Origin of the sequence: Mycobacterium saskatchewanense, from assembly GCF_010729105.1 — a bacterium.
Taxonomy (GTDB): domain Bacteria; phylum Actinomycetota; class Actinomycetes; order Mycobacteriales; family Mycobacteriaceae; genus Mycobacterium; species Mycobacterium saskatchewanense.
Genome location: NZ_AP022573.1, coordinates 233818 through 251888, shown reverse-complemented (window position 1 = coordinate 251888; position 18071 = coordinate 233818). Strand labels below are relative to the sequence as shown.

The 18071-nt window shown below is 68.4% G+C and carries 15 protein-coding genes and 1 pseudogene; 3 read left to right on the top strand and 13 right to left on the bottom strand.

The window, feature by feature from the left end; translation table 11 throughout:
• Nucleotides 1-19: 19 nt before the first annotated feature.
• From G6N56_RS01245 to G6N56_RS01230, 4 genes and pseudogenes are all read right to left on the bottom strand, one after another.
• Nucleotides 20-1082, bottom strand: a pseudogene (locus G6N56_RS01245) (IS110 family RNA-guided transposase).
• 845 nt (nt 1083-1927) lie between these two features.
• Nucleotides 1928-2284 (bottom strand): DoxX family protein, encoded by a 357-nt coding sequence (locus tag G6N56_RS01240; protein ID WP_085257090.1) that lies wholly within the window; start codon nt 2282-2284, stop codon nt 1928-1930.
• An 18-nt stretch (nt 2285-2302) separates the two neighbouring features.
• The gene (locus G6N56_RS01235; protein ID WP_085257089.1) at nt 2303-3445 is read right to left on the bottom strand and encodes an SPFH domain-containing protein; all 1143 of its coding nucleotides are present in this window, start codon (nt 3443-3445) and stop codon (nt 2303-2305) included.
• Between the two features lie 36 nt (nt 3446-3481).
• Nucleotides 3482-3919: an NfeD family protein gene (locus tag G6N56_RS01230; protein ID WP_085257088.1), complete on the bottom strand. Its 438-nt coding sequence runs from the start codon at nt 3917-3919 to the stop codon at nt 3482-3484.
• Nucleotides 3920-3978: 59 nt separating this feature from the next.
• On the opposite strand from G6N56_RS01230, the gene G6N56_RS01225 reads away from it, so the two are divergent.
• Nucleotides 3979-4890 (top strand): Rv1486c family protein, encoded by a 912-nt coding sequence (locus tag G6N56_RS01225; protein WP_085257087.1) that lies wholly within the window; start codon nt 3979-3981, stop codon nt 4888-4890.
• Nucleotides 4891-4893: 3 nt separating this feature from the next.
• On the opposite strand, the gene G6N56_RS01220 is transcribed toward G6N56_RS01225, so the two are convergent.
• From G6N56_RS01220 to fabG1, 3 genes are read right to left on the bottom strand one after another with little or no spacing between them, the layout of a single operon-like run.
• Nucleotides 4894-5913, bottom strand: a complete 1020-nt coding sequence (locus G6N56_RS01220; protein ID WP_085257086.1) for a ferrochelatase — start codon at nt 5911-5913, stop codon at nt 4894-4896.
• A gap of 7 nt (nt 5914-5920) precedes the next feature.
• Entirely contained in the window at nt 5921-6730 is an 810-nt protein-coding gene (gene inhA / locus G6N56_RS01215) for an NADH-dependent enoyl-ACP reductase InhA (RefSeq protein ID WP_085257085.1), read from the bottom strand.
• A gap of 51 nt (nt 6731-6781) precedes the next feature.
• Nucleotides 6782-7561 carry a 3-oxoacyl-ACP reductase FabG1 gene (gene fabG1 / locus G6N56_RS01210; protein ID WP_085257084.1) on the bottom strand — a complete coding sequence of 260 codons (780 nt, stop codon included), beginning with the start codon at nt 7559-7561 and terminating at the stop codon, nt 6782-6784.
• Nucleotides 7562-7708: 147 nt separating this feature from the next.
• Here fabG1 and G6N56_RS01205 point away from each other — a divergent pair, with 147 nt between their 5' ends.
• Complete coding sequence (locus G6N56_RS01205) at nt 7709-8551, top strand: type IV toxin-antitoxin system AbiEi family antitoxin (RefSeq protein ID WP_085257083.1); 843 nt, start codon at nt 7709-7711, stop codon at nt 8549-8551.
• A 72-nt stretch (nt 8552-8623) separates the two neighbouring features.
• On the opposite strand, the gene G6N56_RS01200 is transcribed toward G6N56_RS01205, so the two are convergent.
• The 6 genes from G6N56_RS01200 to G6N56_RS01175 form a co-directional block, all read right to left on the bottom strand.
• A complete protein-coding gene (locus G6N56_RS01200) occupies nt 8624-9631 on the bottom strand; it encodes a VWA domain-containing protein (protein WP_085257082.1) in 1008 nt (335 codons plus the stop codon).
• Nucleotides 9628-10539 carry a DUF58 domain-containing protein gene (locus G6N56_RS01195; protein ID WP_408632723.1) on the bottom strand — a complete coding sequence of 304 codons (912 nt, stop codon included), beginning with the start codon at nt 10537-10539 and terminating at the stop codon, nt 9628-9630. Before G6N56_RS01195 ends, G6N56_RS01200 begins: the two co-directional genes overlap by 4 nt.
• Before the next feature lie 35 nt (nt 10540-10574).
• Nucleotides 10575-11708, bottom strand: a complete 1134-nt coding sequence (gene moxR1 / locus G6N56_RS01190; protein WP_085257080.1) for a chaperone MoxR1 — start codon at nt 11706-11708, stop codon at nt 10575-10577.
• Nucleotides 11709-11874: 166 nt separating this feature from the next.
• The gene (gene ripB, locus G6N56_RS01185; protein WP_085257079.1) at nt 11875-12609 is read right to left on the bottom strand and encodes an NlpC/P60 family peptidoglycan endopeptidase RipB; all 735 of its coding nucleotides are present in this window, start codon (nt 12607-12609) and stop codon (nt 11875-11877) included.
• A 25-nt stretch (nt 12610-12634) separates the two neighbouring features.
• Nucleotides 12635-14083, bottom strand: coding sequence for an NlpC/P60 family peptidoglycan endopeptidase RipA (ripA, locus tag G6N56_RS01180; protein WP_085257078.1), 1449 nt, complete (start codon nt 14081-14083; stop codon nt 12635-12637).
• Nucleotides 14084-14322: 239 nt separating this feature from the next.
• The gene (locus G6N56_RS01175) at nt 14323-14871 is read right to left on the bottom strand and encodes an Rv1476 family membrane protein (RefSeq protein WP_085257077.1); all 549 of its coding nucleotides are present in this window, start codon (nt 14869-14871) and stop codon (nt 14323-14325) included.
• A gap of 366 nt (nt 14872-15237) precedes the next feature.
• Here G6N56_RS01175 and G6N56_RS01170 point away from each other — a divergent pair, with 366 nt between their 5' ends.
• Nucleotides 15238-18063 (top strand): aconitate hydratase, encoded by a 2826-nt coding sequence (locus tag G6N56_RS01170; protein ID WP_142280726.1) that lies wholly within the window; start codon nt 15238-15240, stop codon nt 18061-18063.
• The last annotated feature ends 8 nt before the right edge of the window (nt 18064-18071 follow it).

Genomic DNA, 18071 nt, shown 5'->3' with positions numbered 1-18071 from the left:
TACATGGGTTTCTCCTATGTCAAGCCGCTGCCAGTTGGCAAGGCTTTTGGCGGTTGTTGTGGTCGGTGTGAAGGTGGCGAAAGACGACGCGGGCGAGGCGGCGCTTGAGGCAACGAAGAGCTTCGGGGGCGGAGTCGCCTTGAGCGAGGCGGTGCCGGTAGTAGGTCTGGCCTAGGCCGTCGAGGCGAATCTGGGTGACCGCGATGCGGTGCAGCGCAGCGTTGAGCTGGCGGTTGCCCGAACGCGTCATCCGGACCCGGTGGGTGTTGCCCGACCACACCGGCACCGGCGCCACACCGCTATGGCGGGCGAAAGCTGCCTCACTCTTGAATCGGGTGACGCCAGCGGTCTCGCCGACAAGCTTGGCCGCGGTCAGCTCCCCGCATCCGGGCATCGCCAGCAGCACCGGGGCGACGGCACGCACATGCTCACCGATGCGTTTAGCCAAGGCGTTGATCTGTTCGGTGAGTCGAGTGATGTCGGCCAACTCGTCGCTGGCCAACTCGGCGAGCAGACCGTCGAGGGTGTTCAGCCAGTCACCGAGGATGACCCGGTGTTTGGCCAGGTCCAATGACCGAGCCACCGGGGCGCGCTCGGGATCGAGCTCGTGAATACGCCAGCGCAGCCGGTTGATCATCGCAGTCCGTTGTGCGACAAGGACTTCGCGGCGATCGACCAACAACTTCAACTCACGTGACACCTCGTCGTGAGAGGCGACGGGCAGATCTGGCTCGCGCAGAAATGCCCGCGCGACCGCCAACGCATCGATGGGATCGGACTTGCCGCGCGTGCGCCGAAGCCCGCACCTGAGCCATCATCTTCGGGGGAACCCGCACCACGTTCTGACCAAATCCGAACAGGTCGCGTTCCAGACGCGCCGACAAGTGCCGGCAGTCCTCGATGGCCCAGACGACGTCGTCGCCGAAATGTTCGCGGGCCCACATCACCGCCTCGGCATGCCCAGCGGTGACCGCCGTAACGGTCTTCTCACCAACCTTGCGGCCCACCTCGTCGACGGCGACAAAGGTATGCGTGCGCTTGTGTACATCGGCTCCAACAACAACCATGGTGGTTGCCTCCATTCACTGAGAGGTGACGGTTGGGCCGGTCGGCGGACAAACCTCAGTGGGGGCGGTGCCACGCTCCTATCAAGTCACGCCGGCCGGTCCTTCACACCTGGTGCCGACAAAACGCATGCACGCCAACCCGAAGGCGGCACCGACGCTACGAGCCAAGCACCAGATGATCAGGATCCCACCACCGCGATCAGCGGCACCTCACCCTGACACTGAGTATGACGCTATCGACACCTACCGGGAGGATCTTGATCGCGGCCACCGGCCCCGCGCATACGTCGACCCGCACCCGGTCTACGGTCCAGTTGACGGACGATCCGCGGCTGCTCGTCCTCGGCACTTCGCTGATCCGGGTCGGACTGAGGTGCAATTGTCAATTCACCAACGGCCGTCCGCAATTCGTCACCGAAGGGCAAATCTTCTCTGTGACTTCTCCGGTCAGTCGACCGGGCCGCCGTTCTCCGGGCCGGCGGCGACGAGTCCCGGAAGGCAGCCCGTGCCCTCGGAGTGCACCCGGGCGCGGTCGTGGTCACCTGTGACCGGCTGAACAATGCCTGGTCGTCGCGTCCGTGGTTCAGAGCGGGCTCCGAGACGGTAGTCGGCGAGGACGGCCCTGGTTCTGTGTGGCCACATACGAGTCGAACGTCGAAACGTCTCGGTGTATGGCGGTTCGCTTACCGAGTGGTCCGCCGACCCGCCGCTACCGCTTAACGTCGATTTCCCTTATCGTCGACTTCCCGACTGGGGTCGGTGAGGCACTTACAACGCCTCTACCCACGCTTGGCCGCGCTGGGGAATCTGTCCGGGTTTCGGCCCTCGGCGCACAGGGCGACGGTAGAGCTGCGCCTGCGCTAGCGGCGCTCGGGCCCCGTGACCGTCATCGCGGCGAACAGCGCCAGGAACGACGCGGCCGGAAGCGCCTTGACCGGCTTGTCGCCCGCGCGGATGTGGGCACCGACGGCAAGGGCGAAGTACAGCGTCAGCATCGCCGTCGTCAAGCGCGCCAGGGCCGGGAACCAGGTGACCGAGATCAGCCCGACGGCGGCCGCCCCCTTGACGACCGGCAGCACCGGCCGAATGTTCTCCGGGAGCCCCACGTCGTCCAGGGTCTTCTTGATGGGAGCGAGCGGGATCGCGCAGGCGACCGCGTCGACGGCGTGGAACGCGGCAAGTCCCGCATAGGTTTTCGGGGACGTCAGAGCAGTCATCCGGCAATCCTATGGCGGCTACTGTATGAGTTCCGGAGGAGCCCCGTGCGCGCCGTCCACCGGCTGGCGGGCGATCGCCTCGGCCTTGGCCACCGCCTGTGCGATCGCCGGGTCGGTCTCGGTGGAGAACCAGTCAGCGACGTCGGCGTCGTCGTCGGCGCTGTGTTTGGGCGCATCCTCGACCGGGGAGGGCTGGAACCGGAACACCCCGTCCTCGCCCGGCGCGCCCAGCAGCTTGGTGAACCCCTGCAGCGCCGCGCTGAAATCGCTGGGTACCACCCAGACCTTGTTGGCGTCGCCGCGCGCCATCTCGGGCAGCGTCTGCAGGTACTGGTAAGCCAGCATCTCCGGGGTCGGCCTGCCCGCCTTGATCGCCGCGAAGGTCTTCTCGATCGCCTTCGCCTGCCCCTGCGCCTGGAGGTAGGACGCGGCGCGCTCACCCTGCGCGCGCAGCATCCGGGATTGGCGTTCGGCCTCGGCGGCCAGGATCGCGGCCTGCTTCGCGCCCTCGGCTGCCAGGATCTGCGCCTGCTTGGCGCCCTCGGCCTGCTTGATCGCCGCCTCCCGGGTGCCCTCGGCCGTCAGGATCATCGCCCGCTTCTCCCGGTCGGCCTTCATCTGCTTCTCCATCGACGCCTGAATCGACGGCGGCGGGTCGATGCTGCGCAATTCCACCCGTGCCACCCGCAGGCCCCACCGGCCGGTGGCCTCGTCGAGCACGCCGCGCAGCTGGCCGTTGATCTGGTCGCGCGAGGTCAATGTTTGCTCGAGCGTCATCCCGCCGACCACGTTGCGCAGCGTGGTGGTCGTCAGCTGTTCGACACCGACGATGTAGTTGCTGATCTGGTAGACCGCTGCCTGCGGGTTGGTGACCTGGAAATACACGACGGTGTCGATGTTGAGCGTCAGGTTGTCCTCGGTGATCACCGGCTGCGGCGGAAAGGACACCACCCGTTCGCGCAGGTCCACCCGCGCGCGGACGCGGTCGATGAACGGCACCAACAGCGTCAGCTGCCCGCTCACCGTGCGGCTGTAGCGGCCCAGCCGCTCGATCACGGCCGCCTCGGCCTGAGGGATCAGGGCCACCGATTTGGCCACCACCACGATGGCGAAAATCACTAATACGGCCAGCAACACCAACCCAGCTACCGCACCTTCCACGGCAGTTCCTTTCTCTCGCAGTGCCTCTCGCGGCCGCTAAAGACCGCTCCGGAAGACCACCGCCGTGGCGCCGTCGATGCGCATGACGGTCACCGACTCGCCGGGTTCGAAAACGTCGTCCTCGTTGAGCGGGCGCGCCGTCCACACCTCGCCGTCGAGCTTCACCTGGCCCTCGTCGCGGGCTACGCGGTCGAGCACCCGCGCGTTCCTGCCCTCCAGCGCCTTGACTCCGGTCGGGAGCGCCACGGCGGGCGTCAGTCGCCGCCGCAGGGCGGGACGGACCAGCACTAGCAGCAGGAGGGAGACGATCAGGAACACCCCGCCGTTGGCCCACACCGGCCAATCGGTCAGCCAACTCGTCGCCGAGGCGGCCAACGCGCCGCCGCCGAGCATCACCAAGAACAAATGCCCGGTGAGCGCCTCCGCACCGGCAAGCACCAGCGCGAATATCAGCCAGACGACCGCGGCGGCCATGCGGTCAGAATACGCGCGCCCCCCGCCTTTGCCGGATCAAACAACTACACTGCGAAATCATGTGGTGTCCTAGTGTCTCGCTGTCCCTGTGGGCCAACGCGTGGCTCGCCGGCAAGGCCGCGCCCGACGACGTCTTGGACGCGTTATCGATATGGGCGCCAAAGCAATCGGTCACTGCGTATGATGCCGTCGCCGCGGGTCATACCGGGCTGCCGTGGCCCGACGTGCACGACGTCGGCACGGTGTCGCTGCTGCAGACGCTGCGCGCGGCGGTGGGCCGCCCATCGGACGGCCCCGGGCGGTTACGCGGGTCGATCAACGTGGTCATGCCGGTCCCCGGTGACGTGCGCGGTCTGGCCGCGGGGACGCAGTTCTCGCGGGATGCGCTGGCCTCGGGCGAGGCGGTGATCATCACCAGCCCGGACGACCCCGCGACCGCCGTCGGCCTGGTTCCCGAGTTCTCCTACGACGAGTTCGACGACTCGGACATCCCCGAATCGCTGGCGTGGACGGTGTACTCGCTGCCCGGCGCGCCGGCGTTCGACCACTACGAGCTCGGCGATGCCGAATACAGCCTGCGGTCGGCGGTGCGGTCGGCCGCCGACGCGCTCGGGGAGATCGGGCTGGCGTCCGCCGCCGACGTCGACGATCCGCGGGCGCTCATCGAGCAGCTGCTGGAATCGGCTCGCCAGCACCGCGTTCCCGACCATGCGCCGACGCGCGCGTTGCGGGTGCTGGAGAACGCCGCGCACGTCGACGCGATCATCGCGGTGAGCGCGGGGTTGAATCGACCGGCCGACTCGCCGGACCGCTTCGCGGCCCCCGTCGTGGCGGGGCTCGAACCGCTCGGCACGCAGTCGTCGTCGGAAGCCCGGATCGCCAGCGACGCGCTGCGGCCGCTCAGCGCCGTGGTGCGCTCGGCGCGGATGGCCGCGGTCACCGCGATCCTGCACTCCGCCTGGACGGATTAGCTTTTAGGGTTCACTCTGCGCCGGCAGTGCGGCGCAGTGCGGCGGCAGGCACGGCTCGCCGTTGACGCTGGCGAGGCATCCCGCAACCGGTTCCGGACCCGAAACCCGTTCGGGGGCGTGGCCGGAACGCAGTTCGTCGATCAAACCCGCCGCCAACCGGGCGAATCGGCGGTCGGCGTTGGGGGTGCCGGCCCGGGCCAGCGTGATTCCCGCCGCCTCGGCCTGCGCCCGCAACTCGTTGTCGAGGTCCCACACCACCTCGATGTGGTCGGCGACGAACCCGACGGGGCAGACCACGACGGCCCGGACGCCGTCGGCGGCCAACGCCGCAAGGTGGTCGGCCACGTCCGGCTCGAGCCAGGGCACCTGGGGCGGGCCGGAGCGCGACTGCCAGGCCAGGTCGTAGTCGGCGTAGCCGGCGGCCGCCGCGACAAGGCTTGCGGCGTAGGCGACTTGGCGGCTGTAGAGATTCGGGCCGCAGCGCCTGTCGGCTGCCACCGGGACCGAATGCGCGGTGAATACCAGCCGCGCGCCGGCGGGCACGGTGCTGGCCGCGGCGGCAATCGCCCCGGCGAACATCTCGACGAACAGCGGGTGGTCGAAATATGGCCGCAGCTTCACCAATTCGGGCGCGCGGGGACCGGCGGCGCGCCGCGCCCGGGCGATGTCCTCCACGTACTGCGTGCAGCTGGAGTAGCCACTCCACGCCGACGTCGTGAACACCGCCGCGCGGCGAACACCGTTGTCACGCATGGTCGCGACGGTCTCTTCGACGTAGGGGTCCCAGTTGCGGTTGCCGAAGTACACCGGGAGCCCGAGCTCGGCTTCGAGCTCGGCGACCAGGGCGCGGTTGATTCCGTTGATCGGGGACACGCCGCCGAAATGCAGGTAGTGCTCGGCGACCTCGTCGAGGCGTTCGGGGGGCACGTTGCGGCCCCGGGTCACGTTCTCCAGGAACGGCCGCACCTGCTCGGGGCCTTCCGGCCCGCCGAAGGACAGCAGCAGGACGGCGTCGAATTCCATTGGCCGGCTACAACAACTGGGTACTGGCGCCGCCGTCGGCGAAGATGACGGTTCCGGTGGTGGCCGGCAGCCAGTCGGACAGCAGGGCACACACCGTCTTCGCGACGGGCGTGGCGTCCTTCATGTTCCAGCCGAGCGGGGCCCGCTGGTCCCAGCCCTCCTCGAGCAGGTGGATCTGCGCGCCGGCCTCCTCACCGAGCGCACCGCCGACGATCGCGCTCATCGCCAGCGTCCGGATCGGGCCCGCCGCAACGAGATTGGACCGGACGCCGTACTTGCCGGCCTCACGCGCGACGAACCGGTTGACCGACTCCAGCGCGCTCTTCGCCACCGTCATCCAGTTGTAGGCCGGCATCGCGCGCGTGGGGTCGAAGTCCATGCCGACGATCCCGCCGCCGGAATTCATGATCGGCAGCAGCGCTTTGGCCAGCGAGGCGTACGAGTAGGCGGAGATGTGGATGCCCTTGGACACATCCTCGTAGGGAGCGTCGAAGAACGGGTTGATGCCCATCCCGCTTTGCGGCATGAAGCCGATCGAATGCACCACGCCGTCAAGCTTGTTGCCCGCGCCGATCACCTCGGTCACCCGGTCGGCCAGCGTGTTGAGGTGCTCCTCGTTCTGCACGTCCAGCTCGATCAGCGGCGCCTTGTTCGGCAACCGGTCGGCGATGCGCTGGATCAGCCGCAGCCGGTCGAATCCGGTGAGCACCAGTTCGGCACCCTGCTCTTGGGCCACCCGCGCGATGTGGAACGCGATCGACGAGTCGGTGATGATCCCGGTGACCAGAATCCGTTTGCCTTCGAGCAGTCCTGCCATGTCCGTCCTTAATGTCTTATGTCGTCGTGCGCCCTATGCCGTCGTGAAAGATCAGTGGCCCATGCCCATGCCGCCGTCGACCGGGATGACCGCACCGGAGATATAACTCGCGTCCTCGGACGCCAGGAAGCTGACCACCCCGGCGACCTCGGCGGCCGTGCCGACCCGCTTCGCGGGGATGAATTGCAATGCGCCCTCCTGAATCCGCTCATCCAGCGATCGGGTCATGTCGGTGTCGATGTAGCCGGGCGCCACCACGTTCGCCGTCACGTTGACCTTCGACAGCTCGCGGGCGATCGAGCGGGCCATCCCGATCACCCCGGCCTTCGAGGCTGCGTAATTGGCCTGGTTACCGATGCCCCAGCTGCCGGAGACCGAACCGATGAAGATCATGCGGCCGAACTTCTTTCGCTGCATGCTGCGTGCCGCCCGTTGCGCGACCCGGAACGCCCCGGTGAGGTTGGCGTCGATGACCTTCTCGAACCTCTCCTCGGTCATCCGGATGAGGAAGGCATCCGCGGACAGGCCGGCGTTGGACACCAGCACCTCGACCGGGCCCTGGTGTTCCTCGACCTCCTTGAAGGCCCGGTCGACGGCGTCGTTGTCGGTGACGTCGCACTCGACGCCAAATAGCCCCTCGGGCGCCCCGGATCCGCGGTGGGTGACGGCCACCTTGTGGCCGTCGGCGGCCAGCCGCCGTGCGATCGCCAGGCCGATTCCCCGGTTTCCGCCCGTCACCAGGACCGAACGGGAGACGAACGCGGGCTTGCCGCCGTCGGCGGCGACCTCAGTGGCGTCCTCGGTGGCATTCTCGGTGGCTGCGTCAGTCACCCGGCCAACTTATCGCCTCGAAGCGGCTGGGTTGAAATCTCCCCCCTTCCGGGCCGCGAGCGTAACCGGGTTGCGATTTTCGGGCTCGGATTTCGCGGTGGGGTTACGCTCGCGGGCAATGTCGGTGGTCGTCGGCACACTTCCGCCATGACAGACCCTTTCCTGGGCAGCGAGGCCCTGGCTGTCGGCACATTGACGCCCTACGAACTGCGCAGTCGATATGTCGCGCTGCACAAAGACGTATACGTGCCGAAAGGCGCGGAGCTCACTGCGGTGCTGCGCGCCAAGGCGTGCTGGCTCCGCTCGCGGCGGCGCGGCATCCTGACCGGCTTCTCGGCCTCCGCGCTGCACGGCTCGAAGTGGATCGACCCTTCGCGGTCGGCAGAGATCATCGATACCAACCGCCGCGAGGCTGCGGGCGTGCGTGTCTGGGAGGAGCGCATCGAGGCCGACGAGATCGCCGTCGTCGACGGCATGCGCGTCACGACGCCCGCGCGAACGGCCCTCGATCTGGCCAGGCGCTATGAAAAGGGCACCGCCGTGGCCGCCGTCGACGCCCTGGTTCAGGCGACGGAAGTGAAGATGGCCGATGTCGAGCTCTTGGTCGACCGCTATCGGGGGCGTCGAGGGATGAAGGCAGCCCGGGTCACCCTGGAACTCGTCGACGGCGGGGCGCAGTCGCCCAAGGAGACGTGGCTGCGCCTCCTGCTGGCGCGCGCCGGATTTCCCCGCCCGCAGACACAGATTCCGGTTCTCAACGAATGGGGCTGGGCCGAGGCGTATTTGGACATGGGATGGGAGGACATCAAGGTCGCCGTCGAGTACGACGGCGACCATCATCGAACGAGCCGCTCCCAGTACGTCAAGGACATTCGGCGGCTGGAGACGCTCGGCCAGCGTCACGGGTGGATCGTGGTCCGGGTCGTCGCGGAAGACCACCCGGCCGACATCATCCGCCGGGTGCGGCAGGCACGCGCTTCGCGAGCGTAACGGCACCGCGAGAATCGCGCCGGAAAATCGCAGTGGGGTTACGCTCGCGGGCCAAAGGAGTGCCCGCAGAACTCAGGTCGGGAGTCGGCGGTTGATCAGCAGCGCCGCCAGGGCCGCCAGCGCCAACACCAGTGCGCCCAGCCGCACCCAGCCCACGCTGGCGTCACCCTTGATGGTCTCGTAGCCGATCTGCTGCTGCAGCGTCGCGTAGACGGCCTTCAGCTCGGCCAGGCTCGCCGCGTTGTACCAGGTCCCCCCGGAAAGCTCGGCGACCTTTTTCATCGTGGAGTCGTCGACGGGCACCGGCTGGCGCTGGTCGTTGATCTCGACGAAGCCGTACGGGGTGCCGAACGAGATCGTCGAGATCGGCACCCCCTGATCCTTGGCGGTGCGGGCGGCGGTGAACGCGCCCTTGGGGTTGTCCGGGTTGGTCGGCATCGTCTCCTTGCCGTCGGAGAACAGCACGATGCGCGCCGGCGGCGGCGTGTCACCGCCGCCGATCACCGCGCCGACCGTGGCGATCGCCTGCAGGGCCGTGAAGATGCCCTCCCCGGTCGCGGTGCGGTCGGCGAATTGCAGCTTGTCCAGCGCGGCCTTGGTCGCGTCGCGGTTGGTCGTCGGCTGCACCAGCACGGTCGCGGTGCCCGCGTACTCGATCAGGCCCAGGTTGATGCCGGGGGTCAGCTCGCCGGCGAACTGCTTGGCGGCCTCCTGCGCTGCCGCCATCCTGTTGGGTTGCACGTCGGTGGCGCGCATCGACTGCGACACGTCGATCACCAGCATCACCACCGCGCGGTTGCGGGGGATCCGGACGTCGTTGGTGGGGCCCGCCATCGCGATGGTCAACGACACCAGCGCGAGCACCAGCAGGATCGCGGGCACGTGCCGCCAGCGGGAGGGCCGCTTGGGGGCGACGCTCTCCAGCAGCTCCATGTTCGCGAACCGCAGCATCCGCCGCTCGCGCGCCAGCTGCATCACCACATACAGCGCGGCCAACCCGGCGACGACGACGAAGAAGAGGAAGAACCAGGAATGCGCGAAACCCGACAGCGACATCGCACCGAAGAACGGCAGCGTCACTGCCGCCCCGCCATTGCGCCGCGGCGGCGGGATTCCACGAAGCGGACGATGTCGGCGATCCAGTCCCGGTCGGTGCGCAACGTCAGCACCGGGGCCCCGCAGCTGCGGACCGTGCGGGCGACCTCGGCACGGTGCGCGGCCGCCGCCTTCGCGAAGTCGTCGCGCAGCTGGGCGTCGATCGTGAACTCGCGCGTGACCCCCGATTCGGCGTCCTGCAGCACCACGTCGCCCACGTCCGGCAGCTCGACGTCGCGGGGATCGAGGACCTCGATCGCCAGCACCTCGTGGCGGGCCGCGACCGCGCGCAGCGGGCGCATCCAGTTGATCGGGCCCAGGAAGTCGCTGATGATCACCGCCATCCCGCGGCGGCGTTCGGGTCGGCGCAGCGCGTCGATGGCCAGCGCCAGGTCGCCGCGCATGCCAACCGGCGCCCGGGGCGTGGTGGCGATGGTGCGCAGCAAGGTCTGCTCGTGCTGGCGACCCGACCGCGCGGGTACCCGGGTGATCGTCGCGCCGTTCGCGATGACCGCGCCGAACCGGTTGCCGCCGCCGCTGTTCAGGAAGGTGATCGCCGCGGCGGCGGCCACCGCGAGGTCGCGCTTCTCGCAGCCGACGGTGCCGAAGTCCATGCTGGCCGACATGTCGACGACCATCCAGGTCTCCAGTTCGCGGTCGGCGATCATCTGCCGCACGTGCGGATGCGTGGTGCGCGCGGTGACGGCCCAGTCCATCCGCCGGACGTCGTCGCCGGGCTGGTACTCGCGCGACTCCCCCGGCTCCGAGCCGGGACCCGGGATCAGGCCCAGGTGGTCGCCGTGCAGGACGCCGTCCAGCTTGCGCCGCACGGACAGCTCAAGATTGCGCAGCGCCGCCGACAGCTTCGGGTCGTCGATCTGACCGCGCTGCATCGACGGTGGATGGCGCACCGCCGGGTTGGGGTCGGTCACCGACCGCCGGCCGCTCCGGCGGCCTGCATCACCGGCGGCACCGACTGCCCTTGCTGCGGAACGGCATTCACCTGAGGCAGCGCGACAGTCTGCATCACGCGGTTGATGACGATCTCCGGCGAGATCTCGTCGGCGAGCGCGTCGTAGGTGAGGACCAGCCGGTGCCGAAGCACGTCGGGAATGACGTCGACGACGTCTTGGGGGATCACGTAGTCGCGGCCGCGCACCAGCGCGAGCGACCGGGACGCGGCGATGATGCCCAGCGAGGCGCGCGGGGACGCGCCGAACGAGATCCACGTCTTGACGTCGTTCATGCCGAGCTGCTCGGGGTGCCGGGTGGCCGTCACGATGCGCACCACGTAGTCGACGAGCGCATGGTGGACGAAGTTGTTGGCGGCGATGTCCTGCAGCCGCAGCAGGTCGCCGGTGTCCATGATCTGCTTGGGCTGCGGCGGCTTCACACCCATGCGGTAGATGATCTCCCGCTCCTCTTCGGGCGACGGGTAGCCGACGTTGATCTTGAACAGGAAGCGGTCGCGCTGCGCCTCCGGCAGCGGGTACACGCCCTCGTGCTCGATCGGGTTCTGCGTCGCCATCACCAGGAACGGGTTGGGCAGCGGGAAGGTGCGGCCGCCGATCGACACGTGGCGCTCCTGCATGACCTCCAGCAGCGCCGACTGCACCTTCGCGGGGGCGCGGTTGATCTCGTCGGCGAGCAGGAAGTTGACCACCACGGGGCCGAGCTCGGTGTCGAACTCCTCCTTGCCCTGCCGGTAGATGCGGGTACCGATGATGTCGGTGGGCACCAGGTCGGGCGTGAACTGGATGCGGGCGAACGTGCCGCCCACCACCTTCGCAAACGTCTCCACCGCCAGCGTCTTGGCGACGCCGGGGACGCCCTCGAGCAGCACGTGGCCCTTGGACAGCAGGCCCACGAGCATTCGCTCCACCAGCAGGTCCTGGCCGACGATGATCCGCTTGACCTCGAAGATCGCCCGCTCCAGGGTGTGCACCTCGGCGGCCAGGCCGTCACCGCCGCCCGAAGGGGCCTCGTGGGCCGGCTGGCCGGGATGACCGCCGGGGGCCGAGTAACCGCTGGCGCCCGGGGGCGGCCCACCTGCTGTTGTCATGAACTACTACCTTCCACGGCTTCTTAAGGCTCGATCGGGACACGACTGCTGGCACGACCAATGTCGCGGGGCAGCGGGGTGCCCGCGTCCAACTATTCCAGGCGGGCCGGAATCCGTCGACGCTGGTCGCCGGCCCCCCGGGTTGCGCCGGACGGCCATACCAGGATCAGTACTCGATGATCCTAGTCAGGAACGGCGTCATGCCGGGCTTGCGGACGGGGCTGACGGTGACATGGCCGGCAAGGCTGGACGCCTCCAGCATCTGGCCGTTGCCCAGGTACATCGTCACGTGCTGGCCACCGTTGGGCCCGTAGAAGATGAGGTCGCCGCGGCGGGCCTGGTCCGGGGGGATGTGCCGGCCGGCGTTGTACTGGTCGCCCGAGAACCGCGGGATCAGCACGCCGACGCCGGCAAAGCCGTAGCGCATGAGGCCCGAGCAGTCGAACCCGGTGATGTTGGCGCCGTCGCCGACGCCCTTGCTCGGACCGTCCAGCGAGCCGCCACCCCACGAGTACGGCACGCCCATCTGTGACCCCATCCGCTTGATCACGTACTCGACGGCCTGCCGGCCGTAGACCCGTGGAATCTTGCCGCCGGGGTTCGTCGCGGCGGCGGGGGCGGGGGCGTCGTTCCCGCCGATGTTGATGCCGAGCCCGCCGAGGAACTGCTTGCCCAGATCGAACGTGGTCTGGGTGGCCTGGGCGGTGGCCTGCAACGAGGCGTTGGCGACGGCCAGCGGGTCGCCGGGGGCACCGGCGCTGATCATCGCGGGCAGGGTGGGATCCCACGCGCCGGGGTCGGCCGCGGCCACCGGCGCCGGGCCGGCCACAGCCAGCATCAGCCCGGTCACCAGCGCGGTGATCCAGGCGAAGTTCATCGGGCGAAAGCGCTTGTGACGCATGGCTCCTCGTTCGTTACTCACTCGTTCACCACTCGATGTACCGGACCACGTAGGGAGTCATGCCGCTGGTGCGCACCGGCGCCACGCGGACCTTCAGGCCGATGTCGGGCGCCTCGAGCATCTGGCCGTCGCCGAGATAGATGGTCACGTGCTGGCTGCCGCCCGGGCCGTAGAAGATGACGTCGCCGCGCCGCATCTGGGACGACGGGATCTTGCGGCCCAGGTTGTACTGCGAGCCCGAATAGTGGGGCAACTTGATGCCCACCCCGGCGAACGAGTACAGGACGAGGCCCGAACAGTCGAAGCCGGTGATGCCCGCCCCGGAGTCGATGCCCTTGCTCGGGCCCGCCGCGTTGCCGCCGCCCCAGGAGTAGGGCACGCCGATCTGCGACATGCCGCGTCGGATCACGTACTCGGTGGCCTGGCGCCCGTATACGCGCGGGATGCGCCCCGCGGTGCCGCCGGGCGCCGCGTTGGTGATGCCGGTGTCGTTGGGCTTGAGGATGCCGAGCTGCTGCAGGAAGCCGCGGCCCATGCTGGCGGTCACCTGCGTGGACGTCGCCGAGATGCCGAGCACCTGGTTGATCACCGCGATCGGGTCGCCGGGGACGTTCGCGCTCGGAACCATCGGCAGCGTCGGGTCCCAGCCGTCCCAGCGGCGGGCACCGGCCTGCGGCGCGGGCGCGCCCGGCGATCCGCCGTCCCAGCGGTCACCCGACGCGGGGGCGCCGGCGCCACCCTGCCCCGCCGACCACTGCCGCGAGGCGGCCTCCCGCTTGGCCGCCTCCAGCCTGGCCTCGGCCGCGTCGCGCTGGGCGGCCAGTCGGGTGATCTGCTCGCGCTGGTCGTCGAATTTCCGCTTCGACGTTGTCAGGGCCGCGACCGCGGCGTCCTGGCTGGCCTTGGCGTCGGCCGCAGCCTTGTCCGCCTTCTGCTTGGCGAGGCGCGCCGCGGACTCCTTGTTCACCTGCTCCGTGCGGGCGCGCTGCAGCTTGTCCATCACCGCCTGGGAACTGGAGGTGAGCGTCCGGGAGGCGGTCTCGGTGGCGATCATGTCCTCGGGGCTGCGGGCGGTCAGGTAGCTGCCCGAGGGCCCGTTCATGTAGGTGGCCGCGGCGAACGTGTCGAAGCGCTGTTGCGCCGCGGCGATCGCCGCGTTGGCGTCTTTGACCGCCTGCTGGCTGCCCTCCAGGTCGTGCTGAGCGGTGGCCACGTTGTCCCGCGCGGTTTCGACGTCGACCAGCGCCTTGTTGACGCTCTCCTGCTCGGTCTGGATTTCGCCGCTGAGGTCCTCGAGGCGCTGGTTGGCCTTGGCGACGTCGGCGATCAGCGCGGCCATGCCGTCGACGTTCGGGTCGGCGTCCGCCAGACCGGGCGTGCAGAACAGCAGGGCCACACTCACGATCGCCGGCACGACCGGTCGAACCAGCCTCACGGCCGGTCGCGCGGAAGACCCCCAGCGTGCGCGTCTCATTCGACTCAGGTCTCCCTACGGCTCAACGCGGACGGCGGCGCCAGCCACAGCTCTGCCCAGGGCGCCAAAGACAACATCAGCATCATTTGCACCGTACGTCACAAGGGACGCCATGCAAGCGCTCTAAACAAACTGCGCTCTGGACGTGCGTTTACTGTGACCGAATGGTGACCTGCAGTGTTTGCCACCTGGGCGATCCGGGACGGTCCGGCGTAGCCGGCCGAGCCGAATACGCGTGCTTAGGCAGTACTAGTCGGCGTCACCAGGTCCGCCGCGTCGGAGTCGTCCGGTGTTGCTGACCGCCTGGCGCGCAGCTGCAGCACCCGGGTGCCGACGGCCGCCGCGAGCACCGCGACAAGCAGGAAAATGGTGAGCCCCGTCCAGGGGAATTCGGGACTCTCCAACTCGTTGACGAAGTGCTGTGCCGAGACGACGGGATTGCCCGTCTTGGCGATGTCCTCGCCGGCCTCGAGAGTGACGCGGGGGAACTGGGTGCTGTAGGTGCCGACGTAGCTCGGGCTGAGCGTCAGGACCGTGGCGTCGTGGTAATCCGCGCCGACGACCGTGGAGATGTCGCGCAGCGGGGTGTCGTTCGGGGGGTTGTGGTCGAGGAGCACGATCTTGAGGTTGATGCCGTGGGCGTGGGCTTGATTCACCACGTCGAGCAGACCGGGCATCGCCGCGGCCGGCGCGCTGACGCCCTCGGCGGCGACCTGCGCCTTGATCGCGGCCAGGTCGACGTCCTGCGGGATGTACAGCGGCAGGACGACGGAGTCGTGCCCGGTCATTTCGCCTCCCTGACTAGTGCTACAGGCACCGTACGCGAGTCGGGCCCGAGAGCGTGCACCCCGGCAGGCGGCGCAGGCCCCGCCGCGACCAGCGCGCCCGTCCCCTCGCGACACATCAACCACGCACACGACACGCCGACGCAGGTGTGCGTGGTTGCTGTCTCGAGAGCGTGCACCCCCGACCCGCCCAGGCAAGCGCGCGAGGGAGAGCTCGAGAGAGTCCACCCAAGGGGTTTAAACCGCCGCGGAACGCGACAAGACTGAACGGTACGAGTGCCCCGCCCGAATGCAGGACAAGCGTACTGTTAAAGTGGCACCGCCGCCGACACGGCCCGTCGGCGGGAGAACTTAATTCAGGGAGCTGATGTGACTAGCAAGGATTCGGTGAACTCTTTCGGAGCGCGCGACACCCTCAAGGTCGGCGACAGCAGTTACCAGATCTACCGCCTGGACGCCGTCCCCAATACGGAGAAACTCCCCTACAGCCTCAAGGTCCTCGCCGAGAACCTCCTGCGCAACGAGGACGACGCCAACATCACCAAAGACCACATCGAGGCGATCGCCAACTGGGATCCCAAGGCGGAACCCAGCATTGAGATTCAGTACACGCCGGCCCGCGTCGTGATGCAGGACTTCACCGGGGTGCCGTGCATCGTCGACCTGGCCACCATGCGCGAGGCCATCGGCGACCTCGGCGGCAAGCCGGAAAAGGTGAACCCGCTGGCGCCGGCCGACCTGGTGATCGACCACTCGGTGATAGCCGACCTGTTCGGCACCGCCGATGCCTTCGAGCGCAACGTCGAGATCGAATACCAGCGAAACGGGGAGCGCTACCAGTTCTTGCGCTGGGGCCAGGGCGCTTTCCGCGACTTCAAGGTGGTGCCGCCGGGCACCGGCATCGTGCACCAGGTCAACATCGAGTACCTGGCGAGCGTGGTCATGGAGCGCGAGGGGGTCGCCTACCCGGACACGTGCGTCGGCACCGACTCGCACACCACGATGGTCAACGGGCTGGGCGTGCTGGGCTGGGGCGTCGGCGGCATCGAGGCCGAGGCCGCCATGCTGGGCCAGCCGGTGTCGATGCTGATCCCGCGGGTCGTCGGGTTCAAGCTGACCGGTGAGATCCAGGCCGGCGTCACCGCCACCGACGTGGTGCTGACCGTCACCGAGATGCTGCGCAAGCATGGCGTGGTGGGTAAATTCGTCGAGTTCTACGGCGAGGGCGTCGCCGAGGTGCCGCTGGCCAACCGCGCCACCCTGGGCAACATGAGCCCCGAATTCGGTTCCACCGCAGCGATTTTCCCGATTGACGAGGAGACCATTTCCTACCTGCGGTTCACCGGCCGCTCCGAAGAGCAGCTGGCGCTGGTCGAGGCCTACGCCAGAGAGCAGGGCCTGTGGCACAACCCGGAGCACGAGCCGGCCTTCTCCGAGTACCTCGAGCTAAACCTGTCCGACGTGGTGCCCTCGATCGCCGGCCCCAAGCGGCCGCAGGACCGGATCGCGTTGTCCGACGCGAAAGCCACCTTCCGCGAGCAGATTCCGAGTTACGTCGGCGACGACCCCGATAAGACGGGCTACACGAAGCTCGACGAGGCGGTCGACGAGTCCTTCCCCGCCAGCGACCCGGGCGCACTGGAGAACGGCCACGCCGACGACGCGCCCGCCGGAAGTCCCGTGCACTCCGCGGCCGCGCACGCCGAGGGCCGGGTGAGCAACCCGGTGACGGTGAAGTCCGACGAACGCGGCGAATTCGTCCTCGACCACGGTGCGGTGGTGATCGCCGCGGTCACCTCATGCACCAACACCTCCAACCCCGAAGTGATGCTCGGCGCGGCGCTGCTCGCCCGCAACGCCGTCGAGAAGGGCCTGACGTCCAAGCCCTGGGTGAAGACCACGATGGCCCCCGGCTCACAGGTCGTCAACGACTACTACGAGAAGGCCGGGCTGTGGCCCTACCTGGAGAAGCTGGGCTTCTACCTGGTCGGCTACGGCTGCACCACCTGCATCGGCAACTCGGGCCCGCTGCCCGAGGAAGTCTCGAAGGCCATCAACGACAACGACCTCTCGGTGGCGGCGGTGCTGTCCGGCAACCGGAACTTCGAGGGCCGCATCAACCCGGACGTGAAGATGAACTACCTGGCGTCCCCGCCGCTGGTGGTCGCCTACGCGCTGGCCGGGACGATGGACTTCGACTTCGATGCCCAGCCGCTCGGGCAGGACAAGGACGGCAACGACGTGTTCCTGAAGGACATCTGGCCGTCACAGAAGGACGTCTCGGACACCATCGCCTCGGCGATCAGCCAGGAGATGTTCACCAAGAACTACGCCGACGTGTTCAAGGGCGACGAACGGTGGCGCAACCTGCCCACCCCGAGCGGCAACACCTTTGAGTGGAGCGAGGATTCGACGTACGTGCGCAAGCCCCCGTACTTCGAGGGCATGTCGGCCGAGCCCGAGCCGGTCAAGGACATCAGCGGCGCCCGGGTGCTCGCGCTCCTGGGGGATTCGGTGACCACCGATCACATCTCCCCCGCCAGCAGCATCAAGCCGGGCACGCCGGCCGCGCAGTACCTCGACGAGCACGGCGTGGAACGCAAGGACTACAACTCCTTCGGCTCGCGGCGCGGCAACCACGAGGTGATGATCCGCGGCACGTTCGCCAACATCCGCCTGCGCAACCAGTTGCTCGACGACGTGTCCGGCGGGTACACCCGCGACTTCACCCAGGACGGCGCTCCGCAGGCATTCATCTACGACGCCGCGCAGAACTATGCGGCGCAGAACATTCCGCTGGTGGTGCTGGGCGGCAAGGAGTATGGGTCCGGCTCGTCTCGGGACTGGGCCGCCAAGGGCACCCGGCTGCTGGGCGTGCGCGCGGTGATCGCCGAGTCGTTCGAACGCATCCACCGTTCCAACCTGATCGGCATGGGCGTCATCCCGCTGCAATTCCCCGAAGGCAAGTCCGCCAAGGAATTGGGGCTCGACGGCACCGAGGTGTTTGACATCACCGGCATCGAAGCCCTCAACGACGGCAAGACGCCCAAGACGGTGCACGTCAAGGCCAGCAAGGACGGGAGCGACCCGATCGAGTTCGACGCGGTGGTGCGCATCGACACCCCCGGGGAGGCCGACTACTACCGCAACGGCGGCATCCTGCAGTACGTGCTGCGCAACATGCTCAAGTCTTAGCCGACCCC